At 72.9% G+C, this 17,757-nt stretch carries 19 protein-coding genes; 9 read left to right on the forward strand and 10 right to left on the reverse strand.

The genetic code is table 11. The features are described 5' to 3' along the window. Positions 1-16 precede the first annotated feature (16 nt). Positions 17-814, forward strand: a complete 798-nt coding sequence (locus IH50_RS0108650) for an alpha/beta hydrolase (RefSeq protein WP_030859034.1) — start codon at positions 17-19, stop codon at positions 812-814. Continuing rightward, positions 807-1,412, forward strand: a complete 606-nt coding sequence (locus tag IH50_RS0108655; protein ID WP_030859036.1) for a hypothetical protein — start codon at positions 807-809, stop codon at positions 1,410-1,412. Before IH50_RS0108650 ends, IH50_RS0108655 begins: the two co-directional genes overlap by 8 nt. 27 nt (positions 1,413-1,439) lie before the next feature. On the opposite strand, the gene IH50_RS0108660 is transcribed toward IH50_RS0108655, so the two are convergent. Together IH50_RS0108660 and IH50_RS39495 are read right to left on the reverse strand one after the other, a co-directional pair. Beyond that, positions 1,440-2,195, reverse strand: a complete 756-nt coding sequence (locus IH50_RS0108660) for an endonuclease/exonuclease/phosphatase family protein (RefSeq protein ID WP_030859038.1) — start codon at positions 2,193-2,195, stop codon at positions 1,440-1,442. A gap of 39 nt (positions 2,196-2,234) precedes the next feature. Then, a complete protein-coding gene (locus tag IH50_RS39495; protein WP_078913900.1) occupies positions 2,235-2,354 on the reverse strand; it encodes a DUF397 domain-containing protein in 120 nt (39 codons plus the stop codon). A 364-nt stretch (positions 2,355-2,718) separates the two neighbouring features. Between IH50_RS39495 and IH50_RS0108670 the strand changes: the two genes are divergently transcribed. The 4 genes from IH50_RS0108670 to IH50_RS0108685 all read left to right on the forward strand — a co-directional run bounded on the left by IH50_RS0108670 (position 2,719) and on the right by IH50_RS0108685 (position 6,353). After that, a complete protein-coding gene (locus tag IH50_RS0108670) occupies positions 2,719-3,657 on the forward strand; it encodes an amidohydrolase family protein (protein WP_030859040.1) in 939 nt (312 codons plus the stop codon). Positions 3,658-3,778: 121 nt separating this feature from the next. After that, positions 3,779-4,627 carry an alpha/beta fold hydrolase gene (locus tag IH50_RS0108675; RefSeq protein WP_030859042.1) on the forward strand — a complete coding sequence of 283 codons (849 nt, stop codon included), beginning with the start codon at positions 3,779-3,781 and terminating at the stop codon, positions 4,625-4,627. 137 nt (positions 4,628-4,764) lie between these two features. After that, on the forward strand, positions 4,765-5,541 hold the full coding sequence (locus IH50_RS0108680) for an SDR family oxidoreductase (RefSeq protein WP_030859044.1): 777 nt from the start codon (positions 4,765-4,767) through the stop codon (positions 5,539-5,541). A gap of 68 nt (positions 5,542-5,609) precedes the next feature. Next, on the forward strand, positions 5,610-6,353 hold the full coding sequence (locus IH50_RS0108685) for an SDR family oxidoreductase (RefSeq protein ID WP_030859046.1): 744 nt from the start codon (positions 5,610-5,612) through the stop codon (positions 6,351-6,353). On the opposite strand, the gene IH50_RS0108690 is transcribed toward IH50_RS0108685, so the two are convergent. Then, a complete protein-coding gene (locus IH50_RS0108690) occupies positions 6,338-7,228 on the reverse strand; it encodes a LysR family transcriptional regulator (RefSeq protein ID WP_030859047.1) in 891 nt (296 codons plus the stop codon). The genes IH50_RS0108685 and IH50_RS0108690 overlap by 16 nt on opposite strands. Positions 7,229-7,373: 145 nt before the next feature. After that, entirely contained in the window at positions 7,374-7,856 is a 483-nt protein-coding gene (locus tag IH50_RS0108695; RefSeq protein WP_030859049.1) for an RrF2 family transcriptional regulator, read from the reverse strand. Between the two features lie 89 nt (positions 7,857-7,945). Here IH50_RS0108695 and IH50_RS0108700 point away from each other — a divergent pair, with 89 nt between their 5' ends. After that, positions 7,946-9,169, forward strand: coding sequence for a CynX/NimT family MFS transporter (locus IH50_RS0108700; RefSeq protein ID WP_199822056.1), 1,224 nt, complete (start codon positions 7,946-7,948; stop codon positions 9,167-9,169). Between the two features lie 23 nt (positions 9,170-9,192). Then, positions 9,193-9,708: a GNAT family N-acetyltransferase gene (locus tag IH50_RS0108705; RefSeq protein ID WP_107061997.1), complete on the forward strand. Its 516-nt coding sequence runs from the start codon at positions 9,193-9,195 to the stop codon at positions 9,706-9,708. Between the two features lie 124 nt (positions 9,709-9,832). On the opposite strand, the gene IH50_RS0108710 is transcribed toward IH50_RS0108705, so the two are convergent. The 5 genes from IH50_RS0108710 to IH50_RS0108730 form a co-directional block, all read right to left on the reverse strand. Then, positions 9,833-10,786: an ROK family glucokinase gene (locus IH50_RS0108710; RefSeq protein WP_030859055.1), complete on the reverse strand. Its 954-nt coding sequence runs from the start codon at positions 10,784-10,786 to the stop codon at positions 9,833-9,835. Positions 10,787-10,912: 126 nt separating this feature from the next. Next, positions 10,913-11,443 carry a DUF5304 domain-containing protein gene (locus IH50_RS0108715; RefSeq protein ID WP_030859057.1) on the reverse strand — a complete coding sequence of 177 codons (531 nt, stop codon included), beginning with the start codon at positions 11,441-11,443 and terminating at the stop codon, positions 10,913-10,915. 57 nt (positions 11,444-11,500) lie between these two features. Continuing rightward, on the reverse strand, positions 11,501-12,655 hold the full coding sequence (locus tag IH50_RS0108720) for an ArsA family ATPase (RefSeq protein ID WP_030859060.1): 1,155 nt from the start codon (positions 12,653-12,655) through the stop codon (positions 11,501-11,503). Between the two features lie 380 nt (positions 12,656-13,035). Then, positions 13,036-13,479, reverse strand: a complete 444-nt coding sequence (locus IH50_RS0108725; RefSeq protein ID WP_030859062.1) for an SRPBCC family protein — start codon at positions 13,477-13,479, stop codon at positions 13,036-13,038. A gap of 126 nt (positions 13,480-13,605) precedes the next feature. Next, complete coding sequence (locus tag IH50_RS0108730; protein WP_030859064.1) at positions 13,606-14,403, reverse strand: metallophosphoesterase family protein; 798 nt, start codon at positions 14,401-14,403, stop codon at positions 13,606-13,608. Positions 14,404-14,699: 296 nt separating this feature from the next. Between IH50_RS0108730 and IH50_RS0108735 the strand changes: the two genes are divergently transcribed. Further along, on the forward strand, positions 14,700-16,496 hold the full coding sequence (locus IH50_RS0108735) for an AMP-dependent synthetase/ligase (RefSeq protein ID WP_030859066.1): 1,797 nt from the start codon (positions 14,700-14,702) through the stop codon (positions 16,494-16,496). Positions 16,497-16,601: 105 nt separating this feature from the next. On the opposite strand, the gene IH50_RS0108740 is transcribed toward IH50_RS0108735, so the two are convergent. After that, entirely contained in the window at positions 16,602-17,744 is a 1,143-nt protein-coding gene (locus IH50_RS0108740; RefSeq protein ID WP_030859067.1) for a glycosyltransferase family 4 protein, read from the reverse strand. Between the last annotated feature and the right edge of the window lie 13 nt (positions 17,745-17,757).

Here is a 17,757-nt window from a genome sequence, read left to right on the forward strand (position 1 = left end):
GAACAGGAGGCCGAAGGTGCCGCTCCTGACCGGAGCCGAGCCGTTCCGCCACGAGGGCGGGGAGACCGCCGTCCTCCTCTGCCACGGCTTCACCGGTTCACCGCAGTCGCTGCGCCCCTGGGCGAAGCACCTCGCCGCTCGCGGCCTGACCGTCTCGCTGCCGCTGCTGCCCGGGCACGGCACCCGCTGGCAGGACCTCTCGGTCACCGGCTGGCAGGACTGGTACGCGGAGGTGGACCGCGAGCTGCGCCTGCTGCGGGACCGCCATGAGCGGGTGTTCGTCGCCGGCCTGTCGATGGGCGGCGCGCTGGCGCTGCGGCTGGCCGCGAAGCACGGTGACGCGGTGAGCGGGGTGGTGGTCGTGAACCCGGCGAACAAGGTGCACGGGGTGGCCGCGCACGCCCTTCCGGTGCTGCGTCATCTCGTCCCCGCGACGAAGGGCATCGCGAGCGACATCGCGAAGCCGCTGAGCAGGGAGCTCGGGTACGACCGGGTGCCGCTGCACGCGGCGCACTCCCTGCGGAACCTCTTCCGGCTCGTCGACGGCGAGCTGCCCCGGGTCACCCAGCCGCTGCTCCTGCTGCGCAGCCCCCAGGACCATGTGGTGCCGCCCGCGGACTCGGCGCGGATCCTCGGCCGGGTGTCGTCGACGGACGTCACGGAGATCCTGCTGGAACAGAGCTACCACGTGGCGACGTTGGACTACGACGCGGAGCGGATCTTCCAGGAGAGCACCGCGTTCATCGGCCGGCTCGCACCCGGCGCCGTCAAGGAGCCCGGTCTCGGCAAGGAAGGGACGACCGCAGGTGGCTGAGCACGACTCGGACCGCGAGGACCGCGAGGATCGCGAGAACCGTGAAGGCCGCGAGCCGGAGGAGAAGGGGGTTCCCTTCGACGAGGCCGCCGCGTGGGAGGCGATCGTCGCCGGGTACGGGGAGGAGCCGCCGGATCCGCCGGGCGCCAAGCCGTTCAAGTCCGTCGAGGACCTGGCGCTGCTGGAGCCCGAGACGAACGAGGGCGAGGCGCGGGCCGAGTCCCCCGTCAAGGCCGAGGACAAGCCGGCCAAGCCGCTGGGCGGCTCCGTCTCCTTCGCCCCCGGTGTCGGCGGCCCGCGCGACTACAGCGTGGCCGAGCCGTCGGACGACGACCTCGACGAGACCGACGAGGGCCACTTCGTCCCGCCGGAGCCGCCCCCGCTGCCGGACGCCGACGTCACGTCGAAGTTCGCCTGGCTGGGAGTGCTCGGCGGCCCGGTCCTGCTCCTGCTGGCGATCCTGCTCGGCTGGGAGATGACCTGGTGGCTGACCACCGTGTGCATCGGCGGCTTCCTGGGCGGCTTCGCCACGCTGGTGATGCGCATGCGCACGGACGACGAGGACGACGACGATCCGGGGCGGGGCGCGGTGGTCTGACCGTTTCCACGCGGCGGGAAGCCTGCTCTACGCGGCGGGAATCCGGAGGGCGGCCAGGACCGGAAGGTGGTCCGTGGCCGCCCTCAGGTCCGCCGCGCTCACCCCGGGCTGCTCCAGCGGCACCCCGCAGCCCAGCACCTCGACGCCCTTGGTGACGAAGAGTGCGTCGATCCGCCGCCGCGGTTCGTCCCGGACCCAGGTGTGCTCGCCGCCCCAGGGGGCTGCGGCATGGCAGTCGGTGAGTGACTCGGCCAGCCGCCGGAAGGTCCGCCCGTCCGGCCGCTCGTTGACGTCCCCGCCGGCGATGACGTGCTCGACGCCCATCCCGGCGACCCGGTCGAGCAGCATCCCGCCCTGCTCGTACCGCTCGTCCTTCTCCAGCGACAGATGACAGCTCAGCACCCCGACCCGGGCACCCCCGAACCGTACGACGGCGGTGGCGAACCCCCGCCGGTGCTGCCCGGGGGTGAGCGGCAGCAGCACGTCCTCGGTGCGCTCGACGGTGGCCCGCAGCGAGCACAGCATCGCGGGCCCGGCGGCGGTGGCACCCCCGGAGAGGATGACGAGGCCCGTCTCCGAGGCGAGCCGGGCGAGCTTCTTGCGCCAGCGGAAGAACCGCGGCGCCTCCTGGAGCAGGACGAGATCGGGAGCGCAGGCGGTGATCACCCGGGCGAGGGCACCGGTGTCGTCCTGCATCGACCGGATGTTGTAGCTGAGCACCCGGATGACGGCCGAACCGTCGGACTCGGTCCGGGAGTCGGGCAGCAGCGGAGTCGTCGCCATACGGATCAAGATACGCCGCCCCGCACGGCGTGACGCGGGTCAGCGGCCCATACGGTCAAGGAAGTCACGCCAGGCAACCGAGGAGACGACGAACCGCGGCCCGCCCTGCGTCTTGGAGTCCCGCACGTGCACGACCTCGGCTGCGAACGCCACCTCCACCGGCGAGCTGCTCCTGTGTCATCAGGGCACGTTCCCGGAACGTCTTCAAGGCCGCCCCGAACGCCTTGAGACTGTCGGACGACTCAAGCGTGCTGCCGTTCGCCATGGACGACGACCCCCTTGTCGCGTAACCGGCACACCTTGCAGCCGTACAACATCCCGGCACCCGGCAGGGGTTACGCGCGGGCCCCGGCCTCAGCCCGTACAGGCCGACGTGTACGGGTCGTCACGGCGAACGCGGGCGCACCCGCCCGGGTGATTCCCCGGCTCGGCGGCATCCGCCGAGCGCCCCCAGGGGAATTCCACGGTCACTGGCTGTCCCGCCGCAGCCTCGCTTCCCGTGCCCGAGGAGGCTCGAACAGACATGTCGGACCCCGCGCGTATCGACGTGCACCAGCATCTGGTCCCACCGCACCTCGGTCGTGCGATGGCCGAGCGGGCCGAGGCCCTGGGCTGGCCCGCTCCCGCGTGGGACGTCCACAGCGCGATCACGATGATGGACCGCAGGTCGATCGCCACCGGCATCCTGTCGTTCCCCGCCCCGGTCGCAGCCCCGGACGACCCCGCCGCGGCCCGCGCCGGTGCCCGCGGCGTGAACGAGTACACCGCCGAAGTGGTCAAGGACCGGCCCGATCGCTTCGGCCACTTCGCGGTCCTCCCGCTGCCCGACGTGGACGCCGCGCTCGCCGAGGCGGCCCGTGCGCTGGACGAGCTGAACGCCGACGGACTGACGGTCCTGTCCAACGTGCACGGCCGTTATCTCGGCGCCCCGGTGTTCGAGCCGCTCTGGGCCGAGCTGGACGCCCGTGCCGCCGTCGTTCTCGTCCACCCCACCGCGCCACCGGTCGCGCCGGTCCCCGGCCTGCCCAGCCCTCTGGTGGACTTCCCGTACGACACGGTCCGCACGGCCCTCCACATGGTGGTGAACGGAGTGCCGAGGCGGTATCCCCGGATCAGGATGATCCTGCCGCACGCCGGCGGCTTCCTGCCGTACGCCGCCCACCGCTTCGCCGTGGCCGCCCGGCTCCATCCCGACTCCACGCCTGAGAGCCTGCTGGACGACCTGCGGTCCTTCTACTTCGACACGGCCATCTCCGCCGGCCCGGCCGCCCTGCCCTCCCTGCTCGCCTTCGCCGCCCCCGGACACGTCCTGTACGGCAGCGACTTCCCCATGCTCCCCGAGGAGTGGGCCACCGGCTTCGACAGCGGGCTGGACGCGTACCCGCGCTGGGAACCCGGGCAGCTCCACGCCGTCAACCGCGGCAACGCCGAACTCCTGCTCCCCCGGCTCGCCCGGTTCTGACGCCGCGAGGCGGTCGTACGGCTCCTGCGCGTCGGTGGTGCCGCGTCAGACCCGGAATGCCCGGCGAGCCGGCCGCCTCCCAGAACGCGATCGACGCATCGCCGTAGGACGGAGACCCGCCATGCGCAGCAACGTGTTCGAGACCGACGGAGCACGCCTGTACCACGAAGTGCGCGGCAGCGGGCCCGCCCTGTTGATGATCAGCGGGGCCGGAGGGGACGCGGGGTACTACTCGGGTGTCGCCGAGGAGCTGGCCGACGCCTTCACCGTGATCACCTACGACCGGCGGGGCAACTCCCGCAGCACCGGCCGCTCCGCCGAACCGATGGACCTGGCTCAGCAGGCGGCCGACGCCCGCCGGCTGATCGAGTCGGTGGCGGACGGACGTGCTCTCGTGTTCGGCAACAGTGGGGGCGCGATCATCGGTCTCACGCTGGCCGCGCTGCACCCGCAGGTGCTGACCGGTCTGGTCGCGCACGAGCCGCCTGCCGTGAGCGTCCTGCCCGATGGCGACCCCGACCGCGATTTCTTCGGCGAGATGGCCGCGCTGTACGCCCGGGGCGGTGCCCCGGCGGCGGGGCGCCGGTTCGCCCGGACGACACGCGGTGAGGGGACGTACCGCTGGCCCGACGACCTCTGGAAGCGGTTCCTGGGAAACCAGGACCATCTGTTCGGCACGGAGTGGCCGGGCTTCGCCGGCTTCCATCCCGACTGGGCCGCGCTGAAGGCCGCGCCCTTCCCGATCGTGCTGGGCGCGGGCGCCGACGACCGGGGTGCGTACTACGCGCGGCCCTCCGCTGAGATCGCCCGCCGGATCGGTGTGCCGTGGGCGGAGTTTCCCGGCATCCACATGGAGTTCCTGCGGGATCCGGCGCTCTTCGCGGCGGCCCTGCGGGTGCTGGCGACGCAGCTGCTGAGCCGTGAGGGACGGGTGCCCGCGAAGTGGGCGGACGGGCGCATGCCGGAATAGGAATCCCCTATAGGGCCTGCTCACATTTCGTCTTTGCCTCCCGCTGTTCTCCGGACCTACCGTGAAACAGCTCGACGAGGTGATCACCGTGATTCGCCCATCGAGCGGACAATTGCGCGATGGAGAGGGCCGGTGGCATGACCACAATCGAGAACGGGTCGGGAATTCGGGAGCTCGCGGGAAAGCGGGCCCTGGTCACGGGTGGTTCCCGTGGTATCGGGGCGGCCGTCGTGCGCCGACTCCTGGAGGCGGGCGCCGAGGTGCTCACGACCGCCAGGTCGGCGTCGGACACGGTGCCGGAGGGGGCGGCCTTCGTGACGGCCGACGTACGGACACGGGACGGCGCCCAGGCGCTCGCCGCGGCCGCGCGGGAGGTGCTCGGCGGGGTGGACGTCCTGGTCCACAACGCGGGTGGGGCGCGGCCCCACGAAAGCGCCGTGGCCATCCCCGAGGAGGAGTGGCAGGACGCACTCGACCTGAACTACCTGGCGTCGGTACGGCTGGACGCGCTGCTGGTACCGGGGATGCGGGAACGGCGTTCGGGGGTGATCGTGCACGTCTCCTCGGCCGCGGTCCCCACCTCGGCACCGCCGTTCCTGCACTACACGGCGGCGAAGGCGGCGCTGGAGAACTACAGCCGGGGACTGTCCCAGGAGCTGGCCCCGGCCGGGATCCGCGTCAACACCGTGACTCCCGGCAGGGTCGCCACCCCCGGCGGCGAGGCGACGCGTGAGCAGTGGGCGCGGCTGAACGGGGCACCGGCCCGGACCAACGCCGACGACACCCCTCCGCTGGGGCGCGACGGAAGGCCGGACGATCTCGCCCACGCGGTGCTGTTCCTCGTGTCCGACCGGGCGAGCTGGCTGACCGGGAGCAATCTCGTCGTGGACGGCGGGGAATTCCCCAGGGGCTGACGCCGGCGGGATTTCGCATTTCCATGGTGAAGAATGACCGATTCGATTTCGAGAAAGAGAATCCCGGCATGGGTAAGTACAGCGGAAAGAACGCCGTGATCACGGGCGGCGGCAGCGGAATCGGGTTCGCGACGGCGCGGCTGCTGGTGGACGGCGGGGCCCGCGTGGTGATCACCGGGCGTTCCCGGGCCACGCTCGACGCCGCGCGGGAGCGGCTCGGCGAGAACGCGGTGGCCGTCCGGGGCGACGTGGCCTCCCTGTCCGACCTGGACGCCCTGGCCGGCCGCGTGGAGGACGAACTCGGCACGGTCGACGCCCTGTTCGTCGACGCCGGTATCGCGGGCGCCACCCCCTTCGAGTCGACCACCGAGAAGGACTACGACGAGCTGTTCTCGGTCAACGTCAAGGGCGCCTACTTCACGGTGCAGAAGCTCGCCCCGCTGCTGGGCGCGGGCGCCGGCGTCGTCCTCACCACCTCCGCCGCGAACGTCATGGGCCTGCCGGAGACCAGTGTGTACGCGGCCGGCAAGGCGGCGCTGCGCTCGATGGCCCGCACCCTCTCCGGCGAGCTGCTTCCGCGCGGGATCCGCGTCAACGCGGTCAGCCCCGGCCCCGTCGACACGGGGATCCTGGAGCTCACGATGACGGCGGAGGCCGCCGCGGAGTTCAAGGCCCAGCGGATCTCGGACAATCCGATGCGACGCTTCGGCACACCCGAGGAGATCGCCGGGGCGGCCGCGTTCCTCGCCTTCGACGCCACGTACACCGCCGGCGCCGAACTCGCCGTGGACGGAGGCTACACCCAACTCTGAACGGCCCCGGACCAGGTCTCCTGGCGCAGGAGTTCGAGCAGGGCCGTCTCCGCCGGGCCCGCGCCCTGCCGGACCACGGCGATGACGGGCTGGGAGACCGGCGGGGACACCGGGCGGACGAGGTGTTCGTGACCGTCGGGCACCGCGGAGGCCGGGACCAGGGCCACCCCCAGCCCTTGGGCGGCCCAGCGCGCGGCCGTCGCGGTCTGGGACACGCGGGCGGCCGTGGTCGGGGACGGGTCGTCGTCCCGCAGCGCGTGCAGCAGCACGCTGTCGAGCGCGCTGTCGCGGTCGAACCTCACCCACGGCTCCCCCGCCAGATTGCGCAGCTCGACCCGGTCCGCGGCAAGCTGCCGGTGCCCCTCGCCCAGCATGACGACGAACTCCTCGTCGCCGAGGTGGTGGGCGTCGGCAGGGCTCCGCTCGCACGCCGCCATCAGGGCGAGGTCCAGCACGCCCCGGCGGCACAGCCGGTCCAGCTCCGCGGAGCTGGGTTCCTCGAAGACGGTGACCTCCAGCCTCGGGAAGCGGCGGCGCAGCGCGCCCAGCGCGCCCGGGAGCTGCCGGGTGCCGAAGCCCATCTGCACCGCGACCACCAGCTCGCCCACCAGCTCGTCGGCACCGGCCCGCGCCGTCGCCCTGGCCCGCCGCGACGCGCTCACCGCGACCTCCGCCTCCCGCAGGAAGGCGCGGCCGACCATGGTGGGCACCAGCCCGGTCGGGGTGCGGGCGAACAGTTCCACGCCGAGCTCCCGCTCCAGGCCGCGGATCTGCTGGGACACCGACGGCTGGGCGACGTGCAGCAGTTCCGCCGCCGCGGTCACCGAGCCCGCCTCGGCGACGGCCAGGGCGTACTCGTACTGACGAAGACTCATCGGTTCCCGTTCCCTCCCCGCGGCGGACCCTCGTCCACCCCGTCGTCACCGTGGGCAACCCGGTTCCGGCGGCGGGGATTCCCCGCTGCCCGGCCACCGTCTCCTCCGGCTGGGCCCGCTCACGGAACCGCACTTCCGGAAGCGGTCAGCGGGGGGAGTCCGCCAGCCAGCGGCGGACGTCCGCCATCGCCGTGCCGTCGCTGTCGCGGTCGATGCCGGCGGCCAGGTCCGCGATCGACACGGCATCGAGGGCGCGGTGCCACGCTTCCTGCGCCGTCGCCATGGCCCGGGCGATGGCGCACGGGCGTGCGCACTGCTCGGCGGGGACGGCCAGTGGTCCGCGTTGCCGGATCTCCGTGCACCGGTACGCCGGTTCGGTGCCGTCGATGGCCTGGACCACTTCGAGCAGGGTGACCGAGGCGGCGGGCCGGGTGAGGGTGTAGCCGCCGACCTGGCCGGCTGTCGCGTGGACGATTCCCGCGCGGGACAGTGCTTGCAGGTGTTTGGCCAGGTAGGCCCGCGGAATGCCGTGCAGCTCCGCGAGCCTGGTGGCCTGGACCGGGTCGCGGCTCTGGCTGAGGGTGACGCAACTGTGCAGGGCCCATTCCACGCCGTTGGACAGCTTCATGGCCTCACCCTAGCGGTTCCCGGACATTTCCTGTCCGAGTTGTGATAGCAATTCGGATAGCAAGTATCCGAGATCATCCCGAAGGGGCCATGATGCAGACCCAGGGTCATCCCGCCGTCTCGGCACACTCGGCGCGCTCGGCGCTCGGACTGACCGCCGTGGCGTTGTTCGTCGCGGCGGCCAACCTCCGGCCGGCGATCGCGGCGGTGTCACCGCTGGCCGACCACATCCGCTCGGACCTGCGCTTATCGGCGACCGGCCTGTCGCTGCTGACCACCGTCCCCACGCTGGCCATGGGCGTCTGCGCGCCCGCCGCCGCGGTCGTCGCCCGCCGGTTCGGGCTGCACCGCGGCGTGCTGCTGGGGCTGGCCGTCATCACCCTGGCCACCGCGGCGCGCGCCGCCGGGGCGTCCTCCTGGCTGCAACTGAGCTGCTCCGCGGCGGCCGGAGCCGGGATCGCGATGGCGCAGACCCTGCTGCCCGCCGTGGTCAAGGCCCGTTTCGCCGACCGGGTGGGGCTGGTCACCGGCGTCTACACGGCCGGGCTCGGACTCGGCGGCGCGGTCGCGGCCGGGGTCAGCGCGCCGCTGGCCGACGCGATCGGCTCCTGGCCGGGCGCCCTGGCCTCATGGGCGGTCCTCGCGCTGGCCGGCACCGTGCTGTGGTCCGTGGCCGGACGCGCCCTCGGTCCGGACGGCGTCGCCGCGCCGTCCGGACCGGTGACCCGCGGTCTGCCCTGGCGCAGCGCCAGGGCATGGCGCATCACCGCGCTGGCCGCGGGGAACTCCGCGCTGTACTACTGCGAACTGGCCTGGGTGGCGGCGCTGTTGCAGGACGACGGCGGCCACAACGCCGCGGGGGCCGGTCTGCTGCTGACCGTGATGATCTCCATCCAGGTCGTGTCCATGCTGGCGGTGCCGGCGCTGCTGGGTGAAGGCCGGGACATGCGTCAGGGTCTGGCGTGGACCATCACGCTGACGGCCGTCGGGTTCCTGGGCCTGGCCTTCGCCCCGGGCGCGGCGACATGGCTGTGGATCGTCGCGCTGGGCATCGGCCACGGCGGTCTGTTCACCCTCGTCCTCACCCTGCCGGTGGTGGCCGGCCGCGACTCCGCCGAGGCCGGCCGGATCAGCGCGATGGCCTTCTTCGTCGGCTACGCCTGCGCCGCACTGGCACCGGTGCTGGTGGGTGCGCTACGGGATTCTATGGGCGACTTCCACCTCGCCTTCGGCCTGCTGGGCGGAGTGGCCGCCCTGATGCTGCTTCCCCTGGCCCGGCTGTACGGCGGCGACGAAACGGGGGTGCGGCGGTGAGGATCGTACAAGGATCCGGTCCCGTGGTCCTCGGCGTTCTGGACGCGCTCAGCGACGCCTACGCCGAGATCTTCACGGCTCCGCCCTGGTCCCATCGCTCCCCGGACGCCGTGCGGCACGACTTCCGGGAACGTCTGGAGAGGGACGCGCGCCGCCCCGGATTCCGGGCCGTCGTCGCCCTGGACGAGTCCGGTGCCGTGGCGGGGTTCGCCACCGGGTGGATCACCCAGGATCCGTTCCCCACGGACCGGGCCTACGGCAAGGTGCTGCGGCGCCTGGGCGCCGAGCGGGTCGGTGAACTGCTGACCGGTTCCTTCGAGGTCGACGAGCTGGGGGTGCGTTCCCACGCCCGCGGGACCGGTCTGGGCGGACGGCTGCTGTCCGGGATCACCGCCGGCGCGCCCGGCGGCCGGTCCTGGTTGCTGACCTGGGACCGGGCGCATGACGCGCTCGCCTTCTACCGGCGCCAGGGGTGGGAGGAGCCCGAGGCCGTGCGCGGCGGGGAGACGGACATCGTCGTGTTCCTGTCGCCGCCGTAGCGGCTCCTCCCGGGCCGCTCATCCCAGATCATGCGCGGATCCCGCACCGGCGGCGGTCACGGCCGCGCCCGCCGTCCCCGGGGGGATCAGGCGGGCGCTGCCGTGCGTATGGGTGGGGAGGTGGTCACATGACCGGGTCGGGCTCCCGGGCCAGGTCCGCCGCGCCCACCAGGCCCGCCTTGTTGCCGAGCTGGGCGCCGAGAACGTCGGCGACCGGGCGCCAGTTGCCGCCGACCAGCCAGCGCTTGTAGGACTTGCGGATCGGGCCGAGGACCAGTTCGCCCTCGTCGGAGAGGCCGCCGCCGACGATGAACGCGGAGGGGTCGAAGAGGGAGGCCAGGTCGGCGAGGCCGGCGCCGACCCAGCGGGCCAGCTCGCGGTAGGAGTCGACGGCCACCCGGTCGCCCTGGCGGGCGGCCATGGAGACGTGCTTGCCCTCGATGCCCTCGGGGGTGCCGTTGCCGAGGGAGAGCAGGGTCTCCGCGTTCTCGGGGGTGGCGTTGGCGCGCTGCTTGGCGTAGCGGACGAGGGCGCGGCCGGAGGCGTACTGCTCCCAGCAGCCCTGCGAGCCGCAGCCGCACAGCAGACCGTCCGGCACCATGCGGATGTGGCCGAACTCGGCGGCCACGCCGAAGTGGCCGCGGCGCAGCTTGTTGCCGATGATCACGCCGCCGCCGAGGCCGGTGCCGAGCGTGATGCAGATGACGTTGCGGTGGCCCTTGCCCGCGCCGAACTTGTACTCGCCCCAGGCGGCGGCGTTGGCGTCGTTCTCCACGACGACCGGGAGACCCGTGCGGGCCTCGACCTTCTCCTTGAGCGGCTCGTTGCGCCAGTCGATGTTGGGCGCGAAGTACACCGTCGAACGCTGACGGTTGACGTACCCGGCCGCACCGATGCCCACGCCGACGATCTCGTGCCCCGCGCGTGCTCCCTCCACCGCGGAGGCGATGGCGTCCACGATGCCCTCGGGCGTGCCCGGGGTCGGCACCTTGTGGGTCGAGAGGATGTTGCCTTCCTCGTCGACCACGCCGGCCGCGATCTTCGTGCCGCCGATGTCGACGCCGATGGTGAGTCCCATGAATCCCTCAGTTCCGGTCGAGCCCCGCTATCGCCAACGGTACCCGAGGCGCTGCCCTGAGGGGCCCGGCGTCCGCACGGTGGGCGGTCCGGCGGGGATCACGGGAACCCGCGGAGGACCTCGCCGTCAGTCCAGGTCGATGCGTTCGCCGGGGCCGGTGCCGGGGTCGTCGCCCCGGTCCCGGCGCTCGTCGAGGTCGCGGGGGTCGGACTCGCCGGCGGTCCAGCGGCGCTCCTGGTCCTGTACGGCGGAACGGTAGGCGGCGAGGAGTTCGCCGCCCGCGGCGGCAAGGTGGTCGAAGACGTCGGGGTTGCGTTCGATGACGGGTTCGACGGCGGCCTTGGCCTGCTGGACGACCTGCCGCACCACCTGCTGCGCGGCGGGTCCGGCGACCGCGCCGAGCAGCGGGGACCGCAGACCGGAGAGCTTGTCGGCGACCGCGTCGACGAGCTTCCTCAGCTCCTCGGCGGCGGAGCCGGGGGGCGGTCCGTACTGTGCGCGGCGGCGGGCCTTCTCCGCCTCGAGGTCCTCGGCGGCGGCGGTCGCCCAGGCGTCGGCGTGGGTCTCGGCATGGGTCCCGGCCGCCCGTACGTCGTCCACCGGCTTGTCGACGATCTCGTCCCCGGCGTCGTCGGACGGGGGGAGCTGTTCGCTCATGACGGACTCCTGACTACGGCTGGCACCTTCGACGGTACCCGAACGGCCGCCGTCGCCTCAGCGGGTGCGCGGCCACAGTGCCGGATCCGGCCGGAAGCGGATGCGCAGCTCGTCCTCGCGCAGGGCGGCGCCGGCGACGGTGCAGCGGCGCAGCGCGGAGGGCAGCGGGACGATGCGGCGGAACGGTCCGGCGGTGACGACGATCTCGTCGCCGCGCCGGATCAGGTCGAGTTCGTCGCGGCGGGCGCCGGGGAGGGGGAGGTGCCAGACGAGGACGCCGTCGTCGGCGAGGTGGTCGGTGACCGGCCAGTCGACGGCGGCGGGGCGCGTCGTGACGCCCGGTACGGCGAGTGCGGTCAGGTCGTCGGTGCCGCGCGGGTCGCGGCCCAGGTGGGCGGCGGGGTGGACGTCGTACGACTCGCGCCACTCGTCCAGGGTCTTGCGCTGCTGGGCGACGGGTCCGGCGAGCCAGCCGGCCGCCTCGCTCTCCGGCAGGACGCGGGTCGCGATCAGCGCGTCGGTGCGCAGTCCGCGCAGGGCGAGTCCGAGGGCGGCGGTGCGTACGGCGTCGGCGCCGGCGGGGCCCGGTTCGGCGACCAGGCGTACGGCGGTGTCGCGGTCGGCGAGCACGGCCTCGACGGCGGCGAGCTGGAGGTCCAGGCGGGCCGCCGTGCCGTACAGCCATTCCGCGGGCATGGGGACGCCGGCGAGGCGGCCGAGGACGGGGCGCAGGGCACGGGCGGCCTGCCGTTCGGGCGGGAGGAGGCGGCGCAGGTAGCGGCGGAGCTCTTCGGGGAGGGCGAGGAGGGAGAGGGCGCGGGGGGTGGGCGGGAGGTCGACGACGAGGAGGTCGTACGACTCCGAGAGCGCGGCGTCGCGCAGGGCGCGCAGGACGGCGAGTTCCTCGGCGCCGGGGAGGGGGACGGCCTCCTCGGGGTCGAGGCGGGAGGCGCCGAGGAGGTCCAGGGCGGAGGCGGCCCGGTCCTGGAGGGCGGCGAGGTCGGCGCGGAAGTCCGCGTCGGGGTCGACGCGTTTCACCGTGAGGCGTGGGGTGGCCTCGGTGCCGGTGCCCAGCACGGGGCCCAGGGTGTCCGTGCGGTCGGTGCCGAGGAGCAGGGTGCGGGCACCCTCGCGGGCTGCGGTGAGCGCGGTGGCGGCGGCGGTCGTGGTGCGGCCGCTGCCGCCGGGGCCCGTGATCAGGAGGGTGCGCATGGGGGTGAACCGTAGTGGACGCCGGGCGGGGGGTGTTCGCGCGGCCCGGCGCTCGCGGGGTGCCGCCGCGCCCACCCGTGCCGCCCTGCGGCACGATTGCCCGCGGTTACGGGGGTGGGACGCCGACCCGGGAGCACGACCGCCCGCGGTTACGGGGGGTGGGACGCCGACCCGACAGCACGACCGCCCGCGGTTACGGGGGGTGGGACGCCGACCCGACAGCACGACCGCCCGCGGTTACGAGGGGTGGGACGCCGACCCGACAGCACGACCGCCCGCGGTTACGAGGGGTGGGACGCCGACCCGACAGCACGACCGCCCGCGGTTGCGGGGGGTGGGGCGCCGGCCCGGGAGCACGACTGCCCTCGGTTGCGGGGGTACTACTTCGGGCTCGACTCCACTCGCTTCTTCAGGCCGGCCAGGGCCCGGTCGATGATGACCTTCTCCGCCTTGCGCTTGATCATGCCGAGCATGGGGATCTTGACGTCGACGGTGAGGCGGTAGGTGACCTCCGTCGTGCCCGGGGCGGCCGGGGTGAGGATGTAGGAGCCGTCGAGGGAGCGGAGCATCTGGGATTTCACCAGGGTCCAGGAGACCTCGTGCTGCCCGGTCCAGGTGTACGCCAGGGTCTGGTCGTCCTTGATCGCGCCGGCGTCCATGACGAGACGCACCTGCTCGGCGCGGCCCTCGGCGTCGGTCGCGAGGACCTCGGCCTCCTTCACCTCACCGGTCCAGTCCGGATAGCGGGCGAAGTCGGCGATCACTCCCATGACGTCGGCCGCCGCCGCCTCGATCGTGATGCTCGAGCTGGTGTGTTCCGCCATCGCCGTGGCTCCTCCGGATGCGGGCCGTCAGTCGTCGTCGCCGCGCGCGGGGCGCACAGCGCACGCGCGTGCAGCGGAAGGCTACCGCGCGCCCGGCCGGCGCCACTCATCCGACCTGGGGCGTCGTCACCATTCCAGCCGCCAGGGCCGCCCGCTGCTCGCGAAGTGCCCCACGTTCACGCACTCGGTGGCGCCGATCCGCATCCGCCGCGCCAGCGGCTGGTGGACGTGTCCGAACAGGGAGTAGCGGGGCCGGGTGCGGCGGATGGCGTCCAGCAGGGCACGGCTGCCGCGTTCGAAGCGGCGCGCGACGGTGTCGTAGACCAGCTCGGGCACCTCCGGCGGGATGTGCGTGCACAGCACGTCGACCTCGCCGACGGCCTCGATCTTCGCCGCGTACTCCTCGTCGTCGATCTCGTACGGCGTCCGCATCGGCGTGCGCAGGCCGCCGCCGACGAAGCCGAAGGTCCGGCCGCCGATCTCCACCCGCTGCCCGTCCAGCACGGTCAGACCGGGCCCGGCGTACTCCTGCCACAGGGGCGGCACGTCGACGTTGCCGTACGTCGCGTACGTCGGGGTGGGGAACGCGGCGAACAGCTCGGCGTACTGCTTGCGCACCGCCTTCTCGATCGCGGCGGCCTTGTCCACGCCGATGCCCGCCCACAGCCGCCGCTGGAACTCGCGCGCCTCCTCGAAGCGGCGGGCGGTGCGCAGCTCCACGATGCGGTCGGCGTTCCCGGTGCCGAACAGGTCGGGGAAGATGCCGCGCGAGTGGTCGGCGTAGTCCAGGAAGAGCACCAGGTCGCCCAGGCAGATCAGGGCGTCGGCGCCCTCCCCCGCGCGGGCCAGGTCACGGGCGTTGCCGTGCACGTCACTGACCACATGGACGCGTGTGCGCCGGTTTCCGCCTGGTGTGGATGCCATGACGATCAAGGGTAAGCGTGTGCGGCCCGTGTGAACAATGGCGGGCCTACCTGCGGTTACTGGCTCGTCGGTGACGGCGTGGACTACTGTGCGCAATGAAACATCAACCTGTGTGACGCAGCGAACATCTCGCCGGGACCCCCTGTCGTAGACGCCATACCGGCGGGTAACGTCCGGGCAGTCCAGTCGTGCTCGGGATTTCAACATGTGAATCCGTGAGCACCCGCCCGAGCCTTGGACCGCACCGTCGCATCGCACAACGTCGTGGCGCCGGAGCCCTAAGAGGAGCAGCAGTCTTGCGCGAGTTCAGCCTTCCGGCTTTGTACGAGGTCCCCGCCGACGGAAACCTGACCGACATCGTCCGCAGAAACGCCGCGCAGCACCCGGACGTCGCCGTCATCGCCCGCAAGGTGGGCGGGACCTGGCAGGACGTGACGGCGACCACCTTCCTGGCGGAGGTACGGGCGGCCGCCAAGGGCATGATCGCCGCCGGTGTGCGGCCCGGCGACCGGGTCGGCCTGATGTCCCGCACCCGCTACGAGTGGACCCTGCTGGACTTCGCGATCTGGAGCGCCGGCGCGGTCACCGTGCCGGTGTACGAGACCAGCTCGGCGGAGCAGGTGGCGTGGATCCTCGGCGACTCCGGTGCCACCGCCTGCTTCGTGGAGCTCGACGCCCACGCGGCGACGGTGGAGTCCGTGCGCGACCGGCTGCCCGCGCTGGAGAACCTGTGGCAGATCGAGGCCGGCGGGATCAAGGAGCTGAACCGGCTCGGGCAGGACGTCGACGACGCGACGGTCGAGGAGCGCGGCGCGTCCGCGAAGGCGGACGACCCGGCGACCATCGTCTACACCTCCGGTACGACCGGACGGCCCAAGGGCTGTGTGCTCACCCACCGCAGCTTCTTCGCCGAGTGCGGCAACATCGTGGAGCGGCTGCGCCCGCTGTTCCGCACCGGCGAGTGCTCGGTGCTGCTGTTCCTGCCGCTCGCGCACGTCTTCGGCCGGCTGGTGCAGATCGCGCCCATGATGGCGCCGATCAAGCTGGGCTGTCTGCCCGACATCAAGAACCTCACCGACGAACTGGCCGCGTTCCGTCCGACGCTGATCCTGGGCGTGCCCCGGGTCTTCGAGAAGGTCTACAACTCGGCGCGGGCCAAGGCGCAGGCCGACGGCAAGGGCAAGATCTTCGACAGGGCGGCGGACACGGCGATCGCCTACAGCCGGGCGCTGGACACGCCGTCCGGGCCGTCGCTCGGCCTGCGGATCAGGCACAAGGTGTTCGACAAGCTGGTCTACGGCAAGCTGCGCGCGGTGCTGGGCGGGCGCGGCGAGTACGCCATCTCCGGCGGCGCCCCGCTGGGCGAGCGCCTGGGACACTTCTTCCGCGGCATCGGCTTCAGCGTGCTGGAGGGCTACGGGCTGACCGAGTCCTGCGCGGCCACCGCGTTCAACCCGTGGGACCGGCAGAAGATCGGCACGGTCGGCCAGCCGCTGCCCGGCTCGGTCATCCGGATAGCGGACGACGGCGAGGTGCTGCTGCACGGCGAGCACCTGTTCAAGGAGTACTGGAACAACCCGGGCGCGACCGCCGAGGCGCTCGCCGACGGCTGGTTCCACACCGGGGACATCGGCACCCTGGACGAGGACGGTTATCTGCGGATCACCGGCCGCAAGAAGGAGATACTGGTGACCGCGGGCGGCAAGAACGTCGCCCCGGCGGTGATCGAGGACCGGATCCGGGCGCACGCGCTGGTCGCGGAGTGCATGGTCGTGGGGGACGGGCGGCCGTTCGTGGGCGCGCTGGTCACCATCGACGAGGAGTTCCTGGGCCGGTGGTGCGCGGAGCACGGCAAGCCGGCGGGATCGACGGCGGCGTCGCTGAGCGAGGACCCCGATCTGCTCGCGGCGATCCAGACGGCGGTGGACGACGGCAACTCGGCGGTCTCCAAGGCGGAGTCGGTGCGGAAGTTCCGGGTTCTGCCGGCGCAGTTCACCGAGGAGTCGGGGCACTTGACGCCTTCGCTGAAGCTGAAGCGGAATGTCGTCGCCAAGGATTACGCTCACGAGATCGAGGCGATCTACGCGAAGTAGAGCCTGCTTGGGCGCGGTTCGGGGTGCCTCTTCGGCGCCGTCGGCGGGTGCGGGTTGGCTGTGGCTTGTCGCGCAGTTCCCCGCGCCCCTGAGGGGCGCGTTGCTCTACAGCAGTGTTCTCAAGCGCTCCGCCAACAGGTCCCAGCGCCACTTCTCCTCGACCCATTCGCGGCCCCGCTGCCCCATCCTGCGGCGGAGTTCCTCGTCGGCGAGGAGGGTGATGACGCGCTCGGCCGTCTGGTCGGCCGAATCGCCCGGGACGACCCAGCCGGTCTCGCCGTCGAGGACCGCGTCGGGGGCGCCGCCGGAGTCGCCGGCGACGACCGGGAGGCCGGTCGCGGAGGCCTCCAGGTAGACGATGCCGAGGCCCTCGACGTCCAGGCCCCCGCGCCGGGTGCGGCAGGGCATCGCGAAGACGTCACCGGCGCCGTAGTGGGCGGGCAGCTCGGACCAGGGGACGGAACCGGTGAAGCGGACGGAGGCGCCGACGCCCGTGTCGTGCGCGAGGCGGCGCAGGTCCTTCTCGTAGGGTCCGCCGCCGACGATCAGCAGGACGGCGTCCGGTTCGGCGGCCAGGATCGCCGGCATCGCCCGGATCAGCGTGTCCTGCCCCTTGCGCGGCACCAGCCGGGAGACGCACACGACCACCGGCCGGTCGGTCAGCCCGAGCCGCGCCCGCACCTCGTCGCCGCCCGAACCGGGGTGGAAGGTCTTCTCGTCGACGCCGGGCGGCAGTTGCACCATCCGGGAGGCCGCCTCGGGGGTCAGCGCGCCGGCGATGCGGGAGCGCGTGTACTCGCCGAGGTAGGTGATCGTGTCCGTGGAGTCCCCGATCCGGCGCAGCAGTTGCCGTGCGGCGGGCAGCTGGGCCCAGCCGGCCTCGTGGCCGTGGGTGGTGGCCACGATCCGCTCGGCGCCCGCCCGGCGCAGCGCCGGTGCCATCAGTCCGAGCGGTGCCGCCGCCCCGAACCACACCGAGGTGCACCCGTGTTCGCGCAGCAGCCCGACGGCCCGCCGGGTGGCCGCCGGGGTCGGCAGCAGCATGGTCGTACGGTCGCGTACGACGGTGAAGGGCTGCTCGGCGTCGAAGGCGGCGGTGGCCTCGACGCCCTCCCGGGAGCGCTTCCAGGTGGAGGCGTAGACGACGAGCCGCTCCGGGTCGAGGCGCAGCGCCATGTTGTGCAGGAACGCCTGGATGCCGCCGGGGCGGGGCGGGAAGTCGTTGGTCACGATCAGGGTCTTGTGCATCGCCGCCGACCCT

Origin of the sequence: Streptomyces sp. NRRL S-37 (assembly GCF_000721605.1) — a bacterium.
Lineage (GTDB): Bacteria > Actinomycetota > Actinomycetes > Streptomycetales > Streptomycetaceae > Streptomyces.